Origin of the sequence: Campylobacter sp. BCW_6460, assembly GCF_001762705.1 — a bacterium.
In the GTDB taxonomy this organism is placed as follows: domain Bacteria; phylum Campylobacterota; class Campylobacteria; order Campylobacterales; family Campylobacteraceae; genus Campylobacter_D; species Campylobacter_D jejuni.
The window spans coordinates 1-22,619 of record NZ_MJXI01000010.1 but is presented as its reverse complement, the minus strand read 5'-3'; the positions used below and the strand labels follow the sequence as shown (position 1 = coordinate 22,619).

Here is a 22,619-nt window from a genome sequence, read left to right as displayed (position 1 = left end):
CAAGATGATAATGCAAACGAAACTTTAGAAACTCAAAATTTAGAAGATGAAAATTTAGAACAAGAAGCAACTAAAGAACAGACTCAAGAAGACATTCAAACTGATTTAGATTTAACTTTGGAAGATGGCGGAAGCGAAAAAGAAGACTTAAGCCAAGAACATACAGCTTTGGATACTGAGCCTAGTTTAGATGAACTAGATGATAAAAATGATGAAGATTTAGAAGATAACAAAGAATTACAAGCTAATATAAGCGACTTTGATGATCTTCCTGTGGTTGAAGAGCAAGAAAAAGAAATGGATTTTGATGATATTCCTGAGGATGCTGAATTTTTAGGTCAAGCAAAAGATAATGAAGAATCAGAGGAAAATTTAGAGGAGTTTGCTCCTGTTGTGGAAGAAGATGTTCAAGATGAAATGGATGATTTTATTTCAAATTTAAGCACTCAAGATCAAATCAAAGAAGAACTAGCTCAACTTGATGAGCTTGATTATGGTATTGATAGTGATAATAGTAGCAAGGTTTTAGAAGATTTTAAAGATGAGCCAATTTTAGACGATACAGAATTAGGAACAAATGAAGAGGAAGTGGTTGTGCCAAATTTAAATATAAGTGATTTTGATGCATTGAAAGAAAGTGATATACAAGAAGCTCTTGGAGAGGAAATTGTAGAAAAAAATGAAGAGCCTATAGTAAGTAATGCAACTAAAGATGATAATAGTGAAGAGATAGTTAATGAGCTTAGCCAAAGTATAGTAGGAGCGATCACTTCAAGTATTAAGGATGATACCTTAAAAGCTGCTCTTAAGGGTATGAATATGAATATAAATATAAACATTAGTTTTAAAGAGGATTAAAATTGCAAGGTTTTATTTTGTTGATTTCAGGTCCTAGTGGAGCTGGAAAATCAACTCTTTTAAAAAAACTTTTTGATGAATTTGAAGATGAGCTTTATTTTTCTATTTCTTCAACAACTCGCAAACCAAGAGAGGGTGAAAAAAATGGAATGCATTATCATTTTATATCCCATGAAGAATTTCAAAAAGGTATAGATGGTGATCATTTTTTAGAATGGGCTAAAGTGCATGAAAATTTTTATGGCACTTCTTTAAAGCACACTCAAGATGCTTTAGATAATGGAAAAATAGTTGTTTTTGATATTGATGTGCAAGGATTTAAAATAGCCAGACAAAAAATGGCTGATAAGATTGTTTCTGTTTTTATTACTACAAAAAATAAAGATGAATTAAAAAAAAGACTTATTAAGCGAAATACTGATACAATAATACAACTAGAAAAAAGATTACAAAACGCTAGTGATGAAATGAAAGAGCTTAGCGAGTATGATTATCTTATCATTAATGATGAGCTAAAGCAAAGCTATGAAGTATTGCGAGCGATTTTAATCGCCCATAAATTTAGAACCAAAGGGCAGAATCTAGGGCAAATTCAAAATATTTGGAATGAAGGAGAATAAAATGGGTGGTTGGTCAAGTCCAAGTCATTGGTTGATTATTTTATTGATTGTTGTATTGCTTTTTGGAGCAAAAAAAATTCCAGAACTTGCAAAGGGTTTAGGCAAAGGTATTAAAACTTTTAAAGATGAAATGAATAATGATGATGAAGTAGCAAAAAATACTCAAAAAATAGAAGAAAACAAAAACACAACTAATAATACAAATGCTGATGCAAGTATAGACGAAACAAAAAAAGCTTAAGGTTTAGTCTTTTGAAAAGTATTATTTTTAATGAAATTAAAAAGATTTTAGAGTGTGATTTTACACTTGAAAATCCAAAGGATAAAAATTTAGCACATTTTGCTACCCCTTTGGCTTTTTCACTGGCTAAGGAATTAAAAAAATCTCCTATGTTGATCGCTAGCGACTTAGCGAGCAAATTTCAAAATCATGATTGCTTTGAATCGGTTGAAGCTGTAAATGGGTATTTAAATTTTAGAATTTCCAAAATTTTTTTAAATGAACTTGCAAATCAAGCTTTAGCAAATCCAAATGATTTTACTAAAGGAGAAAAAAAACAAGAAAGTTTTTTACTTGAATATGTGAGTGCAAATCCTACTGGGCCTTTGCACATAGGACATGCAAGAGGCGCTGTTTTTGGAGACACCTTAACAAGACTTGCAAGACATTTGGGTTATAAATTTGATACAGAATACTATGTCAATGATGCGGGTAATCAAATTTATTTACTAGGGCTTTCTATTTTACTAAGTGTGAAAGAAAATATACTTCATGAAAATGTTGAATATCCAGAGCAATATTACAAAGGCGAGTATATAGCAGATTTGGCAAAAGAAGCTTTTGAAAAATTTGGTAAAGAATTTTTTAGTGAAGAAAATATCCCTAGTTTAGCTGATTGGGCAAAAGATAAAATGCTTGTTTTGATTAAACAAAATTTAGAACAAGCAAAGATTAAAATTGACAGCTATGTAAGCGAGAGATCGTATTATGACGCTTTAAATGCAACTTTAGAATCTTTAAAAAAACATAAAGGAATTTACGAGCAAGAAGGTAAAATTTGGCTTGCTTCTTCGCAAAAAGGCGATGAAAAAGATAGGGTAATTATCCGTGAAGATGGACGCGGGACTTATTTGGCAGCAGATATTGTTTATCATAAGGATAAAATGAGTCGTGGTTATGGCAAGTGTATTAATATCTGGGGAGCAGATCATCATGGTTATATCCCTAGAATGAAAGCTGCGATGGAGTTTTTGGGATTTGACTCTAATAATCTTGAGATTATTTTAGCACAAATGGTTTCCTTGCTTAAAGATGGAGAACCTTATAAAATGAGTAAAAGAGCAGGAAATTTTATCTTGATGAGCGATGTGATTGATGAAATAGGAAGTGATGCTTTGCGTTATATCTTTTTGAGTAAAAAGTGCGATACTCATTTGGAATTTGATATTAGTGATTTGCAAAAAGAAGATAGCTCTAATCCTGTGTATTATATCAACTACGCACACGCTAGAATTCATCAAGTGTTTGCTAAAGCTGGTAAAAAAATCGATGATGTAATGGGAGCTGATTTACAAAGTTTAAATCAAGATGGTGTAAATTTACTTTTTGAAGCTTTGAATTTAAAAGCTATTTTAAATGATGCTTTTGAGGCTAGAGCTTTGCAAAAAATTCCTGATTATCTTAAAAATTTAGCTGCAAATTTTCATAAATTCTACAATGAAAATAAAGTTATAGGCTCTGCAAATGAAAATGATTTACTTAAATTATTTTCTTTGGTTGCTCTTAGTATTAAAACCGCATTTTCTTTAATGGGTATTGAAGCGAAAAACAAAATGGAACATTAAAACAGCATTTTGCTGTTTTAATAATTTAGTAAAAATACTGCTATTATTACGATAATGATGCCTAAAATTCCTATTTTGTTTAATTTTTCTTTATATAAAATCCATCCACCAAGACAAGTTCCTATGATGCCTATAGCACCCCAAGTTGAGTAAGCTATGCTTAAAGGAACGTATTTTAAAGAAAAAGAAAGTAGAAAAAAAGCAAGTATAGCATTGACAATCGCAGCCAAGCCCCAAATTTTATGCTTAAAACCATCTGATTTTTTTAGCAATAAATTTGCTATAATGTCTAAGAATGCTGATAAAACAATGATAAAAATATACATTATTCTTTAACCTCGCCTATATTAATCATGATAATTCCAACGATAGAAAGAACAATGCCTAGAATTTGAGTTAAGGTTAAACTCTCTTTAAAAACTATAAAAGAAACTAAAAGTATAAGAATAATCCCTAAAAGTTCCCATACAGCATAGGCTATGCCTACTTGAATTTTTTTAATCGCCTTGCCCATAAAAAAATAAGAAAAAGCTATAAATAAAGCCATAAATATATAGCCTAAAATTTGATTTTCCATTTTTAAAAAACTAGTACCTAAAACTTCAAATACAATAGCAGCAATCAAGAAAAACCAAGCAACAAAAAGTTCTTTTTTTGCGATATTCAAAAACTTCTCCTAAAATAAATGGTAAAATCATACCATTTAAAGCTTTAATTAGCCTTTTTAGTTTATACTTTTAAGTTTGAAAATCTTTAAAGAAAGTGAGAATTTATGGGACGAGCATTTGAATACCGAAGAGCTTCTAAAGAGGCTAGATGGGATAAAATGAGCAAGCTTTTTCCTAAGCTTGCTAAAGCCATACAAGTAGCTGCTAAAGAAGGTGGCACTGATCCTGATATGAATCCAAAATTAAGAAGTGCTATAGCTACAGCAAAAGCAAATAATATGCCAAAAGATAATATAGATGCGGCTATTAAGCGTGCGAGTGGAAAAGATAGCGCAGATATTAAAAACATTCATTATGAAGGAAAAGCTGCGCATGGAGCTTTAGTTATAGTTGAATGTATGAGTGATAACCCTACACGCACCGTGGCCAATGTAAAAGCTATTTTTAGCAAGAATGGTGGAGAAGTTTTACAAAATGGATCTTTAGGCTTTATGTTTACAAGAAAAGCGGTTTTTCATCTTGAAAAATTTGCAGGGGATTTAGAAGAATTAGAACTTGATTTGATCGATGCAGGGCTTGAAGAATTAGAACAAAATGAAGAAGAGTTAGTAATTAGCGGTGATTATACTGCTTTTGGTGAGCTAAGCTCTGCTATAGAAACTAAGGGTTTAGTTCTTAAAAAAGCAGGACTTGAGTATATACCAAACAATCCTGTAAGCTTTAGCGAAGAACAGCTTAGTGATATAGAAAAACTTTTAGATAAGTTAGAAGATGATGATGATGTTCAAGCTGTTTATACAAATATAGATTAAGGAGAAAAATATGATAAAAACAATTGACACAAGCAAAGTAAATGAATACAAATTTGCTCTTATAGAAACTGAAAAAGGTACAATGAAGCTAAAACTTTTTGGTGATGAGGCTCCACAAACGGTTTGTAATTTTGCTACTTTGGCTAATGAAGGATTTTATAAAGATTTAAATTTTCATCGTGTGATCCCAAATTTTGTCATACAAGGGGGTTGTCCACACGGCAATGGTATAGGTGGGCCTGGATATGAAATCATTTGTGAATGTGATGATCAAGAACATAAACATGAGCGTGGAACCTTATCTATGGCGCATGCAGGACGCGATACGGGTGGATCCCAATTTTTCATTTGTCACAGCCCTCAAGCTCATTTAGATGGGGTTCATACTGTTTTTGGGCAAATTGATCCAAAAGATGAAGAAAGTTTGGAAGTTTTAGACTCTATACGCCAAGGAGATAAAATTTTAGATATAAAAATTTTGTAATTAAATTTAAATCTTATAATGTAAAGCTAGTCATAAAATTTGACTAGCTAAAAATAATTAACACATAATTTTTTTTAAAGCTTTTTTTTCTATAATTATAATTTTATTTCAGTGAAATGTAACAAAATTACAAGGAGTTATGATTATGAAAACTAAGTTTTCACTTATTTTAAGTGCTTGTCTTCTTTCATCTTCACTTTTTGCTAAAAATACAGATGATGAAATAACCAAGCTTCAAAAACAGCTTGCACAAATTCAAGCTGAACTTGCACAAATCAGAAAAGAAAGAGAAGCTCAAGCTAAGCAAAATGAAGCTGTAAAAGCTGAACTTGCTGATCTTAATGATAGAGCTGATGAAACAGAATTTCAAGCTGCTTTGAGCAAGGTTAAATTTGGACTTGAGTTTTCAACAGCAGTTTCAAATACAAACTATAAAGTTAGCGGACAAGATTATAGTGCTAACAACAAATGGATGAATGAGCTTCATTTAAATATGAATGCTGATATTAATGATAAAACCAAATTCTATGGTCGTTTATCTATGGCTAAAAACTGGTCTCAAATGGCTTGGAGTGGCACTCCTTATGACTTAGATGCAGGAAGAAATACAAGAACAAGTGGGCCTGTACTTTATGTAGATAGAGCTTATCTTGACTACTATATCACGCCTGAGTGGATTGCAACTATAGGAAGACAGCCAGGAACCGATGGTCCAGGAAGTAATCTTAGAAACAATGCTTTAAGACAATCCACTTATCCAGCCTTGGCAATCAACGCTCTAGGTGATGCAGCGGTGATCACTTATAAACCTGAAAGTTTGCAAGATCATAAAGTGGCTATCCGTGCAGCTTATGGTAAAACTTATCAATGGGATGAAGAAGGCAAGGTAAGAGACTGGATGAGCGATCAAAAAGATGCTGATGCAAATCTTTACTATGCTGCAGTAGAAGGAGAGCTTCCTATAGAAGGTATGGGAGATAATCTTATTATCTTCAATGTGGCTCATATGACTGATTTTGCATTACCATTGCCTAGCATTAATTTAGGGCCAACGGTTTTATTAAATCAAGGTGTTTATAATCTTGGGGATTTAACTTTAGCAAATATTCATTTTGAAAATTACAAAGCTTTTGGAACAAATTTTAATTATTTTGTATCTTTAGGGTATTCTAACGGAGCAAACGCACATACTCTAAGTGCAATTCCTGCTGTACAGTCTCAATTAAATTTCAATGAAGAAGATGGCTATGCTGTGCATGTAGGTGGACGCTATGATTTTACCAAGGCTTTAAAAGTAGGATATGAGTTCTTCTGGGGAAGTAGATACTGGTATACTATGAGCCGTCCAAGTATCAATGATCCGCTTAATATAAGAATGACAAGAGGAACAGCACATGATTTTTATGTGATTTATCAACTTGATAGATATCAATTCTTACGCTTAAGTTATACTAATATCCAAAATATTTGGGGTAATCGTGGCTTACCATTTGGTGGAGCGAAAAAAGATAAAGCAAGAGCTGATAATATCATGTTAATGTATAATGTAAAATTCTAAGGAGCAAAAGATGAGAAAAATACTTTTTGCAAGTTTATTACCTATCATTGCTTTGGCTGATTGTGCAAGTTTGATGGCAAAATACGAAGCTCCAGAGCCAGAGTCAAAAACAATGAAACAAGTTGAACGCTGGATTAATAAAAAAGTTAGCGATCCAGCTGATGCTGCTGTTTTAAAAGAGTGTATGATCGCTCGTGCAGCGGACAATCCAAATCAAGTTTCAGTTGCAGGTAAATAAAAAAAGCGGTATAAAACCGCTTTTTACTGTTTAATCTTTTAAGCTACAATTTTTTAAAATTTTCTTCAAATAAGGCTAATATGCAAGAAATCATTTCTTTTATTGTTGAGACGGCTAGCGCTTGGGGGTATTTGGGTATTATTATCTTAATGACCTTAGAGAGTTGTTTTATACCTTTTCCAAGTGAAGTTGTTATGATACCTGCTGGATATTTGGCACATAAAGGCGAACTTGATATCACTCTTTGTATACTTAGTGGGACTTTAGGTTCTGTTTTAGGGGCTTTGATTAATTACTATATTTGCTTTTTTTGGGGTAAAAATTTTGTATTAAAATGGGGCAGGTATTTTGGTATAAATGAAGCCAAATTTGCTAAATTTGAAGAATTTTTTAACACGCACGGGGAATTTTCAACCTTTACTTGTCGTCTTTTACCAGGAATTCGTCAGTATATCTCTATGCCTGCAGGTTTGGTAAAAATGAAACTTATAAATTTTATACTTTTTACTGCACTTGGTAGTGCTATTTGGGTGGCTATACTTGTATTTTTGGGTTATTATATAGGACAAAATGAAGAGTTGATTAAAACTTATTTAACTCAAATTTTAATCATTATAATTGTTTTTGTGATTTTAGCAAGTTTAATTTATATCAAAATCAAAAAGCCTTTTAATAAATGATTTAAATTATAAATATTTTTTTCTTTATTATTTTCAAATTTGCTATAATTGTAATAAATTCAAGTTAAAGATGATCAAAATATGGAAAAACCTGACATACAAAGATTAACTAATTTTTTAATCATATATACTAAAACTTTGCTAGGTGCTGGAACTTATACAGCTAGGGTGGCAAAATGCGTAGGAAGAATAGCTGAGGTTTATGGCTATGAGATAAATATCAATTTCTTTTTTCATCATATTACTTTAAATGTTGTAGATATGGATGATAACTCCATTCAAAGAACTTATGTTATACCCAATCATCATGCCCATGTTAATTTTAAGCTTATTTTTGATTTAAGTGCTTTAAGCTGGGCTATATATGATCACAAATACGATCTTGAAAAAGCAAAAGTCGTTTTTGAGCAAATTTCTCAACAAAAAAAGCATTCTTATTTGCTTAATCTTTTATTTGTTTCTATGGCAAATTCGGCTTTTTGTAGGCTTTTTGGCGGTGATTTTGGCGCTGGAAATTTGGTGTTTTTTGCAACTTTCGTGGGATTGTTGTTAAGATATATTTTAACTAAAGCAAAGATTGATTTAAGAATTCAATACATCCTTTGTTCTTTTATCTCATCGTGGTTTGTATTTTTTGGACTGGATATGGGATATACCAATACTTCTGATGTGGCTTTGGGTTCTAGTATTTTATATCTTATACCAGGGGTATTTTTTATAAATTCTGTGATTGATATATTAAAAGATCATATTTTAATGGGGCTTAGTCGTATTATCAGCGTGGCTATTTTGATTTGTTGTATAGCACTTGGAATTTACATGACACTTAGTATTTCGGATTTTGGGATTTTAAGATGATTGAATTTATTTTAAGAGATATGTTTTTTGCTGCTGTGGCGGGATTTGGCTTTGCTTATGCTTGCAATCCACCTTTAAAAACCCTTATTTTATCTGCTCTTTTAGCAGCAATTGCACATGGGCTTCGTTTTACTTTGGTGGAATATTTTCATTTTCAAACTTTAGCAATTGCAACTTTTGTTGCTTCATTTTGCATAGGATGTTTAGGAATTGCTTTAGCAAAAATCATCAAAACCCCTGCTGAAATTATCGCTTTTCCTGCTCTTATTCCTATGATACCTGGAATTTATGCTTATAAAGCGATTTTGTATCTTATTTCTTTTATACGCAGTGATGATTTGAAGGCTAAGTCTGAATTTTTGGTTCAATTTTTTGATTATTTTTTTACAACTGTTTCTGTGACTTTGGCTCTAGCTATAGGAGTGAGTGTTACTTTGCTTATATTTTTTGAACAAAGTTTTATGATGACTAGACATGCAAAAAAACATTAAAACTTGTTGTAAAATTGTTTAGTATTTCTTTTTATAATTTTAAATCAAAAATTTAAAAAAAGGCGGTATTGTATGTTATGTCCAGTTTGCAATGTGGATTTGGTTATGAGCGATAGGAGTGGAGTTGAGATTGATTATTGTCCAAAATGTCGTGGCGTTTGGCTTGATCGTGGAGAACTTGACAAAATCATAGAACGCAGTGTCCCTAATACAGCAAATTTTAACCAAGCTTCAAGACAAGAGTCAAGATATAATAACTCAGCTTATCATCAGCACAATGATTACTATAAAAAGAAAAAGAAAGAAAGTTGGTTAGGCGAACTTTTTGACTTTTAATTTTTATAAGAATAACAAATATTTATATTCTTTTTAGCTTAATATCTTAAAATGTCAAGCAAAAAGGATATAAAATGTATAAATTTTTATCACACGAGCCTTTAGCTAACAAATCTTGTAATCATAATCACGAAGAACATTCTCATGAACATCATCATTCCCATGCTGATGCAAGGAGTATGGATAAAAAGATTTTAAAAATTTCTCTTTTAATGACTTTTTCTATGATGCTTGTGCAATTTATTTATTCAATCCTTTCAAATTCTTTGGCACTTTTAAGCGATACTTTGCATATGTTTTCTGATGTTTTTGCCTTAGCTCTTAGTTTTTTAGCCATCATAGCTGTAGAAAAATGGCAAGATCATCAAAAGACCTTTGGGTATTTTCGTCTTGAAGTTTTAGTGGCTTTTATCAATGCTTTAACTATTATTTTATCTGCTTTATTTATCATTTATGAGGCTATAGAAAAATTTATTAATCCAAAAGAAATTGACGCTAAAACCATGATAATTGTAGCTATTTTGGGCTTTTTGGTAAATGGGGTTAATGCTTTGATGATGTTTAAGGGTGCAAATTTAGAAAATGTCAATATGAAATCTGCTTTTTTACATATGATGAGTGATTTATTGGGTTCTTTAGTGGTTATTATAGGTGGGATCGCGGTGTATTTTAGTGGTATTGTTTATATAGATACGATTTTAGCTATTGTATTATCAATCTTGCTTTTAAGATGGGCAATTATCTTGCTTAAACAAAGCGCTAATGTCTTACTTGAAAGTTCTCCTGTGGATATAGAAAAAGTAAGACAAGTTTTGCTTTTAAATCCTAGTGTGGATGAGGTAGTGGATTTGCATATTACTCAAATCACCAATAAAATGCTAGTAGCTTCTATGCACTTAAAAGTGAAAGTTTGCGATCTAAAGGAATTTGAAAAACTATCTCAGGATTTATCCCATAAATTACTACATGAATTTGAAATCGGGCACATTACTATACAACCTATAAGGAGTGAAAATGAAATTTAAAGTAAAAAATGTTAATTGCATAGGTTGTGTAAATCTGATCAAAAATTCTCTTGAAGATGAATTTGGAAATATAGAAGTGGATTTGGAGCAAAAAATTTTAAGTTTAAATTTAGAAGAAAATCAAGTATCAAATTTTACAAAAGAATTTCAAGATTTAGGTTTTGAAATCATAGAGTGTTTATAATGGAAGAATTGCGTATAAAAATAGGTAAAATGACTTGCGTTAATTGTTCTAACGCTATAGAAAGAGCTTGTAAAAAAATTGATGGTGTTAAAGATGCTAGTGTTTCTTATGTGAATTCTAGCGGAGTTTTTTTACTTGAAGATCAAGAAAAACGCAAAGATATCATCGCAAAAATTAAAAATTTAGGCTTTGAAATTTTAGAAGATGAACAAAGCTTGAACGCATACAAGGCAAAAAAACACTTAGAATTAAGAAAAAATTTGCTTTTAAGTATAGTTTTGAGTGTGATTATTATGTATTTTGAAATGTTTGTTAAAACTTCTTTTTCGCAAAATATCCAAATGGCTTTGAGTTTTTTTGGGATATTTTATTGTGGGAGAGATTTTTTTTCTCATGCTTTTTTAGGCCTTAAAAGTAAAAATTTAGATATGAATACCCTTGTAGCTTTGGGGACTTTGAGTGCTTTTGCGTATTCTTTTTTGGTGTATTTGCAAATTTTCAAAGAAGAAGATTTGTATTTTAGTGGTGCAATGATGATTATTTCTTTTGTGCTTTTAGGAAAATATCTTGAAAGTAAGGCTAAATTTAAAGCACAAGATTATCAAAGAATTTTGGAAAATATAGATACAAAAAAGACAAAAATTTTGCTTGAAGATGAAAGCATCAAAGAAATTTCAAGTTCTTTTGTCAAAAGTGGCGATGTGCTTTTGGTAAAAGAAGGAGAAAGCATTGTTGCAGATGGGGTAGTGCTTTTAGGGAGCGCAGAGCTTGATATGAGTTTTTTAAATGGGGAGTTTTTACCTGTTTTAAAAAAAGAAGGCGATGAAGTTCAAGCAGGAGCAGTAGTTTTAAATGGCGCTTTAAGGATCAAAGCAAACAAAAAGGCTATGGATAGTACTTTAGAACAAATCAAAAATCTAGTTTTTGAAGCAGGAAATATTAAAAGTCCTTTGGCAAATTTAGCAGATCAAATTTCTAAATACTTTGTAGGGGGTATAATATTTTTTGCTTTTTTAGTTTTTGTTTTTTGGGCGGTAAAAGCGGATTTAAATACAGCTTTTTTACACGCTTGTGCTGTGCTTTTGATTTCTTGTCCTTGTGCTTTAGGGCTTGCAACGCCTATAGCTTTGGTTGTGGCAAGTGCAAATGCGGCAAAAAATTTCATTCTTATTAAAAATCCTGCTGCTTTAGAAAAATTAGCCTTAGTTAAGTACGCTTTTTTTGATAAAACAGGTACATTAACAAAGGAAAATTTGAGTATTTTTAAGCACAATCTTTCTAAAGATGATTTTGATAAATTATGTCAAATTGAAAGTTTAAGCTCTCATCCTATAGCCAAGGCTTTGCATAAAGATCAAATTTTTGATTTAAAGGGCGAGGGAAGAGTGATTGTGGGTTCTGGTATAAAATACAAAGAAGATAATAATATTTATCTTGTAGGTAGCGCGGAGTTTTTGCACAAAAATGAAGTTGACACAAAAGAAAGCGATATCTTTTTTGATTCTTTTAAAGAATATGTTAGGGTGTATTTTGCTAAGAATAAAAAGTGTTTAGGTGGTGTTTTGTTAAGCAATGCTTTAAAAGATGGGGCCAAAGAGCTTGTGTTAAATTTAAAAAAGCAAAATCTTAAAACTTTTATTTTAAGTGGTGATCATATAAAAAATGTAGAAAAAATAGCCAAAGAATTACAAATAGATGAATTTCACGCTCAACTTAAGAGTGAAGAAAAACTACAAATCATTCAAAAATTTAAAAAAACTCTTTTTGTAGGAGATGGGATCAATGATGCGGCGGCTTTATCTGCTGCAAGCGCGAGTATGAGTTTCTCAAAAGCAAATGAACTTGCAAAAAAAACAGGGGATTTTATCTTGATAAAAGATGATTTATCAGCGATTTTTAAATGTTTTAAACTTGCTAAAAAAACACGCAGTATTATTAAGCTAAATCTTTTTTGGGCTTTTATTTATAATGTACTTTGCATTCCTATCGCAGCAGGATTTATACCTTTTATCACTTTAAGTCCTCATATAGCAGCACTTGCAATGTGTTTTAGTTCTGTTGCTGTGGTACTTAATTCTTTAAGGCTTAAAAGAATTTAAAAATTTAATTTTTATTAATAATATATTATTAAAATGGTATAAATGTAATAAAAATGTTTTTGCATAAGTAAAATGATTTGATTTTCAAAAATTATTATTTTGCTTACCGTTGCATCGTTAGCAGGTATAGTGGTTTTTAGAAATGTGACAGATTATAATTCTAATTTCCAATTTGTTTCGCATGTGATGAGTGCGGATATAAAGTCTGATTATTTAGGTAATGCTATAGTTTATGGGGTTATTACTTCTCCTGTGATTCATCATATAGGCTATATAAATAATTATTCTTTTTGAAATTTTTATTACCTTAACAGCCCTAAAAGGTGCTTATGATATGTTTAAAGCTAGAAATTTAGATGCTCAAAGCTTTCTTAACGTTAAGATTTTTGGGATTATTTCCTTAACTTGTTGTTGTATTTATGGTTTGCCTTTCAAGTAGTTGCTGCAGAATGGTTTGAAATGTGGATGAGTAATGTTTGGAATGGTTTGCCTGGTGCTACAAGATTGGTAACTTATATGTTTTTAGCTTTGATTTTCATTTCTCTTAAAAATGATGATTAATTTTCTATACTAGGCTCCCCAAAACAATCTTTAAGAGCCTCTTTAAGATCTTCTTGTGGGTCAAATTTTTTAGCTCCTTCTTTAAGCATATTAATAGAACTTTGAATATTGTTTTTATTTTCACTGTTTGGTAATTCTTGAGTTAAGGATTGAAGCTTATTTTCATCAATTGTTAGTGCTTTTTGCACATTAATTTTTGCATTTTCTCCAAATTTAGCTTTAAAAAGTTCTTGTATGAGTTTAAAACCTTTATTGAGCGTATCGCGATTTTGTCCTTGTGCGTTTGAGCTTATATTTAAAGTATTGCTTTCAAAACTAATAAATTTTGTGCTTTGTTTAAAGCATTCTGCAAGATCAAAATCCCTATCATAAATACTATCAAGCAAGATTTCATAAGCATTTTTTTCTATTTTTTTCTCAAGATTAGGCATGATAGGAGAAGGTGTGATCTTAGGTGTAGTATTTGTTATATTTTCTTGTTTGATTTCTTGGATTTGTGCGTCAATTTCTTTTAAATGACTTGCTTCCATCATCATAAAAGCCATAACACAAAGCGTAAAGCCATCATCATCGCAAAGCATATTTTTAGCTTTTGATAAAATACGGAAAAATCTTTCATAAATTAAAGTAGAAAATTCTGTACTTTTTGCAAAAAAACTTTCTTTTAAATAAAAAAGCATTTCATCAATCACGCTTGAAGCTTCATAGTCTTGCAATTCTTCTAAATATGCAAAAACTTTTTCTTTGTCTTTTGTTAAAATAGCCTGATAAAAGGCTTTGATTTTTTGAGGATCTAAAAAGCCTAACATATCTGTAATTTTACTAATGCTGATTTCATTTTGACAAAAAATAATGGCTTGATCAAGCAAGGTTAAAGTATCTCTTAAAGATCCATTGCCACTTCTTGCTATGAATTTTAAAGCTTCTTCTTCAAATTTAACATTTTCTTTAAGTAAAATTTTTTTAAGATGATTTAAAATTTCACTTTGTGGAATTTGTTTAAAGCGAAAATGTTGCGTTCTTGAAAGTACAGTGGCTGGAAGTTTTAAAGGATCTGTTGTTGCAAGTATAAATTTAACATAACTTGGGGGTTCTTCTAAGGTTTTTAAAAGTGCATTTGCAGCTTGTGGGGTAAGCATATGTACTTCATCAATGATGAAAATTTTAAATCTTGCCATAGAAGGGGTGTATTTGGTTTGCTCGATTAAGGTTTGTATGTCTTCAAGTCCACGGTTGCTTGCAGCATCCATTTCTATAATGTCTATATGTTTGCCTTCAAGTGCTGCAAGACAGTGCTTGCAAGTGCCACATGGAGTATCACTTGGCCCTTGTTCGCAAACTAAAGCACGAGAAAAAATTCTAGCACTCGAAGTTTTTCCACTTCCTCTAAGTCCTGAAAAAAGATAAGCATGAGCTAAGCGATTATGATTTAGAGCGTATTTTAAACTTACGCTAACTGTCTTTTGTCCTATGAGTTCATCAAAGGTTTTTGGTCTGTATTTAATCGCTAAAGCTTGAAGCATTTTCTACTCGTTCATTATAGATAAAAGTTCTACATTGTCTTTGGTTTTAAGCATTTTAGAATATAAAAATTTCAATGCCTCAACATCATCCATTTGAGAAATCGCCGAACGGATCGCCCAAATTTTTTGAAGATTTGCTACGCCTTGGAGTAATTCTTCTTTTCTTGTTCCTGATTTGATAATATTAATCGCAGGATAAATTCTTCTATCAGCAATATTTCTATCAAGAACTATTTCGCTATTTCCTGTGCCTTTAAATTCTTCAAAAATCACATCATCCATCCTTGAACCTGTGTCAATTAAAGCCGTAGCAACTATGGTTAAAGAGCCTCCATTTTCTATATTTCTAGCTGCACCAAAGAAGCGTTTTGGTTTGTGTAGGGCATTAGCATCCACCCCACCGCTTAGGACTTTTCCACTGCTTGGAGTTGCGGTGTTATAAGCACGCGCCAGTCTTGTGATGCTATCAAGCAGGATAATAACATCTTTTCCTGTTTCTACCATTCTTTTGGCTTTTTCTATCACGAGTTCAGCTACACGCACATGATTATAAGCAGGTAAATCAAAAGTAGAACTAAAAACTTCGCCTTTTACGCATCTTTGCATATCGGTAACTTCTTCAGGTCTTTCATCGACTAAAAGCACAATTAAATGCATTTCTGGGTGGTTTTTTGCAATAGCAGTAGCAAGTTCTTTCATAAGCTCTGTTTTACCTGTGCGTGGTGGAGCAACGATGAGTCCGCGTTGCCCTTTTCCTATAGGAGTAAAAAGATCCAAAACACGACCTGTAAGCTTCATTGCATCGTATTCGAGTTTGATTTTTTCTGTTGGAAAAATAGGGGTTAAGTTATCAAATAAAGGTCTTTCTTTAGCTTCTTGTAAAGGCAGATAATTGATCGCTTCGATTTTTAAAAGAGCGTAGTATTTTTCTTGATCTTTTGGTTCTCTAACTTGTCCTGTAACGATATCGCCTACACGTAGAGCAAATTTTCTAATTTGCGAATTTGAAACATAAGCGTCATTAACACTATCGCTAAGATTAGAGTCCATGCCTCTTAAAAAGCCATAACCTTCAGAAGAAATTTCTAAAATCCCTGTAAAAAGTATGAAACCGCCTTTTTTTGTTTGTGCTTTTAAAATTTCAAAAATAAGTTCTTGACGGCGAAATTCTCTTGGGTTTTCGATTTCACATTCATTAGCGATTTTAACTAGATTTTCTAAATCTAATAATTTTAATTCTTCGATTTTATAACCTTCCACTGGAACGTGGGTTCTTTGATGTTGTTTTTTTTCTTTTTCCATAAGTCCTCGTAAGATTTAGCAGAATAATTTTTGTAAAATGTGATTTTAGTAAAAAAATGCACTTTTTGTCAAATTTGTCTATAATTATAAAAAATATTTTTTTTAAAGAATGATTATGAAATGTGAACATTGTAGACTTGATTATAAACAAGCCCAAATGATAGAGTATAAGGGTAAATTTTTTTGCTGTAAGGGTTGTGAGAGCGTTTGGGAAATTTTACATGAAAGTGGATTAGATGAGTTTTATGAAAAGCTTGGAAATCAAACTTTAAGCCCTGTAAATTTTCAAAATGAAATGAAAAATTATGATGAGTTTATTACTAAAACCAAAGAAGGATTTAGTGAAATTTATCTCATGATACACGGTATAGAATGTGCAGCTTGTGTGTGGCTTAATGAGAAAATTTTAACCAAGCAAGAAGGAATTTTAGAACTTGATATCAATCATTTAAGCCATAAAGCACGCATTGTTTTTGATGAACAAAGTATTTCTTTGGTGCAAATTTTAAGACTTATTGAAAGCATAGGTTATAAAGCGAGTGCTTATGATGCGAGCAAGGCTTCAAAAAAAGCGGATTTACTAAAAAGAGAATTTTATTCTAAGCTTGTTGTGGCTATAGCTTGTGTGATGAATATCATGTGGATAGCAGTGGCAAAATACGCAGGATTTTTTAGCGGTATGGATAAGGATACTAAAGATATTTTAAATTTTGCTGAATTTATCCTTTGTTCTCCTGTGCTTTTTTATACGGGATCTCATTTTTATAAAAGCGCTTTTAAAACTTTAAAAATGCATAGTTTAAATATGGATGTATTGGTGATTAGCGGAGCGAGTTTGGCTTATTTTTATTCTTTATGGGCTATGTTTTTTAGGGTAGGGGAAGTGTATTTTGACTCTGTGGCGATGATAATTTGCTTTGTGTTTATAGGAAAATATCTTGAGATGTTTAGTAAAAAGCGTGCTTTAGATACCATAGATGGGCTTAATGATTTTTTACAAAATGAAGTTTTAGTTTTTGATGGTAAAGAATTTGTTCCTAAAGAAGTGCAAAAGGTTTGTTTGGGAGATAGAATTTTACTTAAAACTGGAGATAAAATTTTAATCGATGGGATTTGTAAAAGTGGTGAAATGAGCGTGGATACCTCTTCTTTAAATGGAGAAAATATCCCAAAACTCATACAAAAAGAAGATGAAATTTTTTCAGCTTGTATAGTGCTTGATGGAAGTGTGGAGTATGAAGCAACAAAGCTTTACAAAGATTCAAAACTCAGTCAAATTATCCAGCTTTTAGAACTTGCAAGCTCTAAAAAAGCAAAACTTGAAAGTTTGGTCAATAGTCTTTCGGCTTATTTTTCTAGAACGGTTTTATTGATCGCTTTTGTTTGTTTTGCTTTTTGGTTTTTTTATAAGGAAGAGAGTTTTGAAATTTCTTTAGTCAATGCGATTGCAGTTTTGATTATCGCTTGTCCTTGTGCTTTGGCTTTAGCAACGCCCGTGAGCAATCTTGTGGCCTTAGGTAGGGCTTTAAAAAAGCATATTTTATTTAAAAGTTCTAGCGTGATAGAAGATTTAAGTAAATGTGATTGTGTGGTATTTGACAAAACAGGTATTTTAACTAAAATAGAGCTTGAGCTTAAAGAGGTTTTTTTGGATAAAACACTTGATTTAAATGAGCTTTATAATTTTGTAAAACTTTCCAAACATCCTATCTCTCAAAATATTGCGTCATATTTAAAGCAAAAAGGAGCTAAAGATTTAAATTTGGATTTTAAAAAGCATTCGAGCATTCAAGCTAAAGGTTTAAGTGCTGAGTTAAATGAAGAGTTGCTTTTAGGTGGAAGTTCTAAATTTTTGCAAGAAAAGGGTATTGTAACTAAAGAATTTGATAATACACATTTTATTTTTGCTAAGGAAGGTAAAATTTTAGCTTTTTTTGAGTTTGATAGTGTTTTAAGAGAAGGTGCAAAAGAGCTTATTGCTTATCTTAAAAAAGAAAAGAAAGAATTAATGATACTAAGTGGCGATCATCAAAAAGCAGTGGAAAAAATCGCTAAAAAGTTAGAAATTCAAAATTATCAAGCTTCTTGTTTGCCAGAAGATAAAATGAAAACTATAGAAAATTTAAGCAAAAATTACAAAGTTTTATTTGTAGGTGATGGGGTAAATGACGCACTAGCTTTAAAATATGCAAGTGTTTCGATGACTTTAAGAGAAGGAAGTGATCTAGCTATAGAAAGTAGTGATGTTTTACTTTTGAAAAATGACTTGCTTTCTTTAAAAAAAGCCATCAAATTATCTAAAAATACCTTTAAAATTATCAAGCAAAATCTTGCTTTTTCTTTGTTTTATAATGCTTGTACCATACCTTTGGCTTTTTTGGGTATGATAAATCCTTTATTTGCTGCTATTTCTATGTCTTTTAGTAGTATAATAGTCATTTTAAATGCTTTAAGGATTAAAGAATGAATAGTATAATCATGATGATGATAGGGGTTTCTATCTTAGCGTTTTTTATCATTTTGGCAACTTTGCTTTGGGGGATTAAAAATAAGCAATTTGATGATGATTATAAATTTACTACTTTAAATGATGATGAGGATTCTTTGCGTGATGCTATAGAATTAGAAAGGCGTAAAAAAGAAGCTTTGGATAAAAAAAGGCTTTCTTAAAAAGGAAAGCCTTTTTTAGAAATTATTTTAAAGTTTCAATATGGGCTTCAATAGCTTTAAAATCTTCTTCAGTTAAACCTTTAAGGTTAAGTTTCATGATCGCACCTTGACCATAAGCATTTCTTTTGCCTTCTGAATATTCTTTCATGTATTGAAGTCTTTCAGCAGAAGAAAGAGTTTTTAAAGCTGGAACTTTGTTTAAGTAAACTTTGTCAGCATTTGCACCATGACATACTGCACATTTTTTAAAAAGTGTAGCACCATCTGCAGCAAAAGCAGAAACACCAAGACATGCCAAAGCAGAAACTACTAATAATTTTTTCATTTGTTTTCTCCTTAGTAAAAATTAGATTGCTAGGTATTATATATCTTTATTTTTATAAAAATCTTAAGAAATTAAAGATAATGTTTATTTTCTTTTTAAAAAAGCTATATTATAATGTTTTTTATGAAAACAAAAGCATTATTTTTAGATAGAGATGGTGTGATTAATATAGATAAAAAATATGTTTATAAAATAGAAGATTTTGAATTTTGTGATGGAATTTTTGAGCTTTGTAGATATTTTTTAGCTAGAAATTATTTGCTTTTTATAGCGACAAACCAATCAGGCATTGCAAGAGGATATTATAAGGAAAGTGATTTTTTTAAGCTTTGCGATTATATGCTTAAAGAATTTGCCAAACAAGATATAAAAATTGATAAAATTTATCATTGTCCACATTTAGAAGGTTGCGAGTGTCGCAAACCTAAAGCAGGAATGCTTTTAAAAGCAGAAGATGAGTTTGATTTGGATATGAAAAATTCTATCTTTATCGGAGATAACCTAAGCGATATGCAAGCAGGATTAAATGCTGATATTGGCACTTTGATTTTAGTAAATGAAGAAAAAAAAGAAGGCGATTTTTTTAGACAATTTAAAAATTTAAAAGAAATTTTGAGCTTTTTTAAAGAAAAGGACATTTAAATGAGAATAGCAATCACAGGTGGCGCAGGATTTATAGGTTCGCAACTGGCTTTAAATTTGCAAGAAAAACATGAAATTTTAATCATCGATAAAATGCGTAGTAGTGCGATTTTTGAAAATGGAAATTTGCAAAGTTTTGGGCATTTTAAAAATTTACTTGAATTTGATGGAGAGCTTTTTGCAGGTGATATTAATGATGAAAAAGTTTTAAAAAAGATTGAAGATTTTAAGCCAGAGATTATTTTTCATCAAGCAGCAATTTCAGACACTACGGTTTTTGATCAAACTAAGGTTTTACAAACCAATTTAAATACTTTTAAAGATTTTATAGAACTTAGCATAGATCTTAATGCAAAGCTTATTTATGCAAGTTCAGCTTCGGTTTATGGTGATGCAAAAAGTCCACAAACTGTAGGTAAAGATGAAGAACCAAAAAATCCTTATGCTTTTTCAAAATTGATGATGGATAAGCTAGCGAAAAAATACTACGATAAAGCCCATTTAGTAGGACTTAGATATTTTAATGTTTATGGAAAAGGCGAATTTTATAAAAACAAAACTGCTTCTATGGTTTTGCAGTTTGGCCATCAAATTTTAGCAGGAAAAAATCCACGCTTGTTTGAAGGAAGTGATAAAATTTATAGAGATTTTACCTATATCAAAGATGTTATTAGTGCAAATTTAATCGCCCTTGACTCAAAATGTGGAGTTTATAATGTGGGTAGTGGTAAAGCAAGGACTTTTCAAGATATAGTTGATATTTTGCAAAAAGAGTTAAAGACTGATTTGCCTTGTGAATATATCCCAAATCCTTATGTAAAATCTTATCAATTCCATACTGAAGCAAAGCTAGATCAAACTTGGGATTATCGGCCAAAATTCACTTTAGAAGAAGGGATAAAAGATTATTTAGGTGAGATAAAAAGACTTTTTGAAAAGGAAGTAAATGCTTGAGTTTTTAAGTCAGCAAAAACCTAAAATTTTAATTATAGGGGATTTTATGGTGGATAATTACACTTGGTGTGATTGTTCGCGTATCAGCCCTGAAGCCCCTGTTTTAGTAGCTAGAACCCTTAAAGAAGATAAAAGATTAGGCGGGGCTGCGAATGTTTATGCAAATTTAAAAAGCTTGGGAGCTGATGTTTTTGCACTCGGTGTTGTGGGTGATGATGAGAGTGGGAAATTTTTACAAGAAAATTTAAAAGGAGAATTTTTGATCCAAAAAGGACGTAAAACCCCTTTTAAAAATCGCATTATGGCACACAATCAGCAGGTTTTAAGACTAGATGAAGAAGATACAAGTGAGATTTTGCTTGAAAATGAACTTATTGCTTTGTTTGATGAAAGGATCAAAGATTTTAAAGCTGTGGTTTTAAGTGACTATGCTAAGGGCATTTTAACGCCTAAGGTTTGTAAAGCTTTGATAGAAAAAGCAAATGTTTTAAATATCCCTGTTTTGGTTGATCCTAAGGGGAGTGATTTTAGTAAATACAGTGGTGCAACTTTACTTACACCTAATAAAAAAGAAGCTTTAGAAGCTTTGAAATTTGAAAATTTAGAGGGTGAAAATTTAGAAAAAGGGATTAAAAAATTAAAAGAAGATTTTTCTTTGCGTTATTCTATCATCACTCTTTCAGAAGCAGGGATCGCACTTTTTGATGAGGGTTTAAAAATTGCTCCTGCTAAAGCCTTAGAAGTTTATGATGTAACAGGGGCTGGCGATAGCGTGATTGCCATTTTGGCTTTTTGTTTGGCAAATGGGATTGAAATTTTTAAAGCTTGTGAACTTGCCAATGAAGCTGCAGCCGTTGTGGTGAGTAAAATAGGCAGTGTGAGTGTGAGTTTTGATGAGATTAAGAGTTTTAATCGTGTGGATTTTGAGAAAAAAATCAAAAGCAAAGAAGAACTTTTGGCACTTTTAAAACAAAATGATAAAAAGATCGTTTTTACAAATGGTTGTTTTGATATCGTGCATTTTGGACATATAAAATACCTTGAGAAAGCTAAAAGATTGGGTGATGTTTTGATTGTAGGTTTGAACTCAGATGCGAGTGTGAAAAGACTCAAAGGTGAGAGTCGTCCTGTAAATTCAGAATTTCAAAGAGCTTGTATGTTGGCAGCTTTTTATTTTGTGGATTTTGTAGTGATTTTTGATGAAGATACGCCTTTGGAACTTATAAGCTTTTTAAAACCTGATATTTTGGTTAAAGGAGCTGATTATAAAGATAAGCTTGTTGTGGGTGCGGATATCGTTTCAAGAGTTGAATTAATCGACTTTGAAGAAGGATTTAGTACGAGCAAGATCATAGAAAAGATTAAGGATAAAAAATGATAAATTTAGTGGAAAAAGAATGGCAAGAACATCAAAAAATCGCTCAAGAAAGTGAAATTTTAAAAGGACAAATCGCTAAAGTAGGAGAGCTTTTGTGCGAGTGTCTTAAAAAAGGTGGCAAGATTTTGATTTGCGGAAATGGTGGGAGTGCAGCTGATGCCCAGCATTTTGCAGCTGAACTTAGTGGGCGTTATAAAAAAGAACGCAAAGCTTTAGCAGGCATAGCACTTACAACCGATACTTCAGCACTTAGTGCTATAGGAAATGACTATGGTTTTGAGTTTGTTTTTTCAAGACAAGTGGAAGCTTTAGGAAATGAAAATGATATTTTAATCGGTATTTCAACGAGCGGAAAAAGCCCTAATGTTTTAGAAGCTTTTAAAAAAGCAAAAGAACTTAATATGCTTTGTTTAGGGCTTAGCGGAAAAGGTGGTGGAACGATGAATAAGCTTTGCGATCATAATCTTGTTATACCAAGCGATGATACGGCTAGAATTCAAGAAATGCA

At 31.4% G+C, this 22,619-nt stretch carries 24 protein-coding genes and 3 pseudogenes; 22 read left to right on the top strand and 5 right to left on the bottom strand.

Features of this window, described 5'->3' with window-relative positions:
• The 4 genes and pseudogenes from AJ881_RS03895 to argS form a co-directional block, all read left to right on the top strand.
• Nucleotides 1–858: pseudogene (locus AJ881_RS03895) on the top strand (highly acidic protein); the annotation flags it as partial.
• Between the two features lie 2 nt (nucleotides 859–860).
• Nucleotides 861–1,478: a guanylate kinase gene (gmk, locus tag AJ881_RS03890; RefSeq protein WP_070282637.1), complete on the top strand. Its 618-nt coding sequence runs from the start codon at nucleotides 861–863 to the stop codon at nucleotides 1,476–1,478.
• A 1-nt stretch (nucleotide 1,479) separates the two neighbouring features.
• The gene (locus tag AJ881_RS03885; RefSeq protein ID WP_002852866.1) at nucleotides 1,480–1,719 is read left to right on the top strand and encodes a twin-arginine translocase TatA/TatE family subunit; all 240 of its coding nucleotides are present in this window, start codon (nucleotides 1,480–1,482) and stop codon (nucleotides 1,717–1,719) included.
• Nucleotides 1,720–1,730: 11 nt separating this feature from the next.
• Nucleotides 1,731–3,323 carry an arginine--tRNA ligase gene (argS, locus tag AJ881_RS03880; protein ID WP_070282640.1) on the top strand — a complete coding sequence of 531 codons (1,593 nt, stop codon included), beginning with the start codon at nucleotides 1,731–1,733 and terminating at the stop codon, nucleotides 3,321–3,323.
• A 17-nt stretch (nucleotides 3,324–3,340) separates the two neighbouring features.
• Here argS and AJ881_RS03875 read toward each other — a convergent pair whose 3' ends face one another.
• Both AJ881_RS03875 and AJ881_RS03870 read right to left on the bottom strand, forming a co-directional pair.
• Nucleotides 3,341–3,649 carry a DMT family transporter gene (locus tag AJ881_RS03875; protein ID WP_002861886.1) on the bottom strand — a complete coding sequence of 103 codons (309 nt, stop codon included), beginning with the start codon at nucleotides 3,647–3,649 and terminating at the stop codon, nucleotides 3,341–3,343.
• Complete coding sequence (locus AJ881_RS03870) at nucleotides 3,649–3,990, bottom strand: DMT family transporter (protein ID WP_002777281.1); 342 nt, start codon at nucleotides 3,988–3,990, stop codon at nucleotides 3,649–3,651. The genes AJ881_RS03875 and AJ881_RS03870 overlap by 1 nt, the downstream gene beginning before the upstream one ends.
• A 105-nt stretch (nucleotides 3,991–4,095) precedes the next feature.
• On the opposite strand from AJ881_RS03870, the gene AJ881_RS03865 reads away from it, so the two are divergent.
• The 12 genes and pseudogenes from AJ881_RS03865 (at nucleotide 4,096) to AJ881_RS09550 (ending at nucleotide 13,317) form a co-directional block, all read left to right on the top strand.
• Nucleotides 4,096–4,803, top strand: coding sequence for a YebC/PmpR family DNA-binding transcriptional regulator (locus AJ881_RS03865; RefSeq protein WP_002787769.1), 708 nt, complete (start codon nucleotides 4,096–4,098; stop codon nucleotides 4,801–4,803).
• A 10-nt stretch (nucleotides 4,804–4,813) separates the two neighbouring features.
• Nucleotides 4,814–5,287, top strand: coding sequence for a peptidylprolyl isomerase (locus AJ881_RS03860; RefSeq protein ID WP_044780073.1), 474 nt, complete (start codon nucleotides 4,814–4,816; stop codon nucleotides 5,285–5,287).
• A gap of 145 nt (nucleotides 5,288–5,432) precedes the next feature.
• Nucleotides 5,433–6,845 (top strand): DUF3373 family protein, encoded by a 1,413-nt coding sequence (locus AJ881_RS03855; protein WP_070282642.1) that lies wholly within the window; start codon nucleotides 5,433–5,435, stop codon nucleotides 6,843–6,845.
• 10 nt (nucleotides 6,846–6,855) lie between these two features.
• On the top strand, nucleotides 6,856–7,083 hold the full coding sequence (locus AJ881_RS03850; RefSeq protein ID WP_002822505.1) for a hypothetical protein: 228 nt from the start codon (nucleotides 6,856–6,858) through the stop codon (nucleotides 7,081–7,083).
• 80 nt (nucleotides 7,084–7,163) lie between these two features.
• Nucleotides 7,164–7,763: a DedA family protein gene (locus AJ881_RS03845; protein WP_070247789.1), complete on the top strand. Its 600-nt coding sequence runs from the start codon at nucleotides 7,164–7,166 to the stop codon at nucleotides 7,761–7,763.
• Between the two features lie 81 nt (nucleotides 7,764–7,844).
• Nucleotides 7,845–8,621: a threonine/serine exporter family protein gene (locus AJ881_RS03840; RefSeq protein ID WP_070282644.1), complete on the top strand. Its 777-nt coding sequence runs from the start codon at nucleotides 7,845–7,847 to the stop codon at nucleotides 8,619–8,621.
• Nucleotides 8,618–9,112, top strand: coding sequence for a threonine/serine exporter family protein (locus tag AJ881_RS03835; protein ID WP_002853757.1), 495 nt, complete (start codon nucleotides 8,618–8,620; stop codon nucleotides 9,110–9,112). The genes AJ881_RS03840 and AJ881_RS03835 overlap by 4 nt, the downstream gene beginning before the upstream one ends.
• A gap of 72 nt (nucleotides 9,113–9,184) precedes the next feature.
• The gene (locus AJ881_RS03830) at nucleotides 9,185–9,448 is read left to right on the top strand and encodes a zf-TFIIB domain-containing protein (protein ID WP_002870479.1); all 264 of its coding nucleotides are present in this window, start codon (nucleotides 9,185–9,187) and stop codon (nucleotides 9,446–9,448) included.
• A 74-nt stretch (nucleotides 9,449–9,522) separates the two neighbouring features.
• Nucleotides 9,523–10,473, top strand: a complete 951-nt coding sequence (gene czcD, locus AJ881_RS03825) for a CDF family cation-efflux transporter CzcD (protein WP_070282646.1) — start codon at nucleotides 9,523–9,525, stop codon at nucleotides 10,471–10,473.
• Nucleotides 10,463–10,657 (top strand): heavy-metal-associated domain-containing protein, encoded by a 195-nt coding sequence (locus AJ881_RS03820; protein ID WP_070252741.1) that lies wholly within the window; start codon nucleotides 10,463–10,465, stop codon nucleotides 10,655–10,657. The genes czcD and AJ881_RS03820 overlap by 11 nt, the downstream gene beginning before the upstream one ends.
• Complete coding sequence (gene copA, locus AJ881_RS03815; protein ID WP_070282648.1) at nucleotides 10,657–12,756, top strand: copper-translocating P-type ATPase CopA; 2,100 nt, start codon at nucleotides 10,657–10,659, stop codon at nucleotides 12,754–12,756. Before AJ881_RS03820 ends, copA begins: the two co-directional genes overlap by 1 nt.
• Nucleotides 12,757–12,846: 90 nt before the next feature.
• A pseudogene (locus AJ881_RS09550) lies at nucleotides 12,847–13,317 on the top strand (DUF2165 family protein).
• Here the strand turns inward: AJ881_RS09550 and AJ881_RS03805 are convergent.
• Complete coding sequence (locus AJ881_RS03805; protein ID WP_002870483.1) at nucleotides 13,314–14,840, bottom strand: DNA polymerase III subunit gamma/tau; 1,527 nt, start codon at nucleotides 14,838–14,840, stop codon at nucleotides 13,314–13,316. The pseudogene AJ881_RS09550 and the gene AJ881_RS03805 overlap by 4 nt on opposite strands.
• 3 nt (nucleotides 14,841–14,843) lie before the next feature.
• Nucleotides 14,844–16,142 (bottom strand): transcription termination factor Rho, encoded by a 1,299-nt coding sequence (gene rho / locus AJ881_RS03800; RefSeq protein WP_002853705.1) that lies wholly within the window; start codon nucleotides 16,140–16,142, stop codon nucleotides 14,844–14,846.
• A gap of 109 nt (nucleotides 16,143–16,251) precedes the next feature.
• Here rho and AJ881_RS03795 point away from each other — a divergent pair, with 109 nt between their 5' ends.
• Together AJ881_RS03795 and ccoS are read left to right on the top strand one after the other, a co-directional pair.
• Nucleotides 16,252–18,609: a heavy metal translocating P-type ATPase gene (locus tag AJ881_RS03795; protein ID WP_083259452.1), complete on the top strand. Its 2,358-nt coding sequence runs from the start codon at nucleotides 16,252–16,254 to the stop codon at nucleotides 18,607–18,609.
• Nucleotides 18,606–18,812 (top strand): cbb3-type cytochrome oxidase assembly protein CcoS, encoded by a 207-nt coding sequence (ccoS, locus tag AJ881_RS03790; protein WP_002852798.1) that lies wholly within the window; start codon nucleotides 18,606–18,608, stop codon nucleotides 18,810–18,812. Before AJ881_RS03795 ends, ccoS begins: the two co-directional genes overlap by 4 nt.
• Before the next feature lie 22 nt (nucleotides 18,813–18,834).
• Here the strand turns inward: ccoS and AJ881_RS03785 are convergent, their stop codons facing one another.
• Nucleotides 18,835–19,137 (bottom strand): c-type cytochrome, encoded by a 303-nt coding sequence (locus AJ881_RS03785; protein ID WP_002852762.1) that lies wholly within the window; start codon nucleotides 19,135–19,137, stop codon nucleotides 18,835–18,837.
• An 80-nt stretch (nucleotides 19,138–19,217) separates the two neighbouring features.
• Here AJ881_RS03785 and gmhB point away from each other — a divergent pair.
• The 4 genes and pseudogenes from gmhB to gmhA form a co-directional block, all read left to right on the top strand.
• Nucleotides 19,218–19,779 (top strand): annotated as a pseudogene (gene gmhB, locus AJ881_RS03780) (D-glycero-alpha-D-manno-heptose-1,7-bisphosphate 7-phosphatase).
• Nucleotides 19,780–20,733: an ADP-glyceromanno-heptose 6-epimerase gene (gene rfaD / locus AJ881_RS03775; RefSeq protein ID WP_070282650.1), complete on the top strand. Its 954-nt coding sequence runs from the start codon at nucleotides 19,780–19,782 to the stop codon at nucleotides 20,731–20,733.
• Complete coding sequence (gene rfaE1 / locus AJ881_RS03770; protein ID WP_070282652.1) at nucleotides 20,726–22,111, top strand: D-glycero-beta-D-manno-heptose-7-phosphate kinase; 1,386 nt, start codon at nucleotides 20,726–20,728, stop codon at nucleotides 22,109–22,111. The genes rfaD and rfaE1 overlap by 8 nt, the downstream gene beginning before the upstream one ends.
• Nucleotides 22,108–22,619, top strand: a 512-nt coding sequence (gene gmhA / locus AJ881_RS03765) for a D-sedoheptulose 7-phosphate isomerase (protein WP_070282268.1), incomplete at its 3' end; no start/stop codon positions are given. The genes rfaE1 and gmhA, both read left to right, overlap by 4 nt.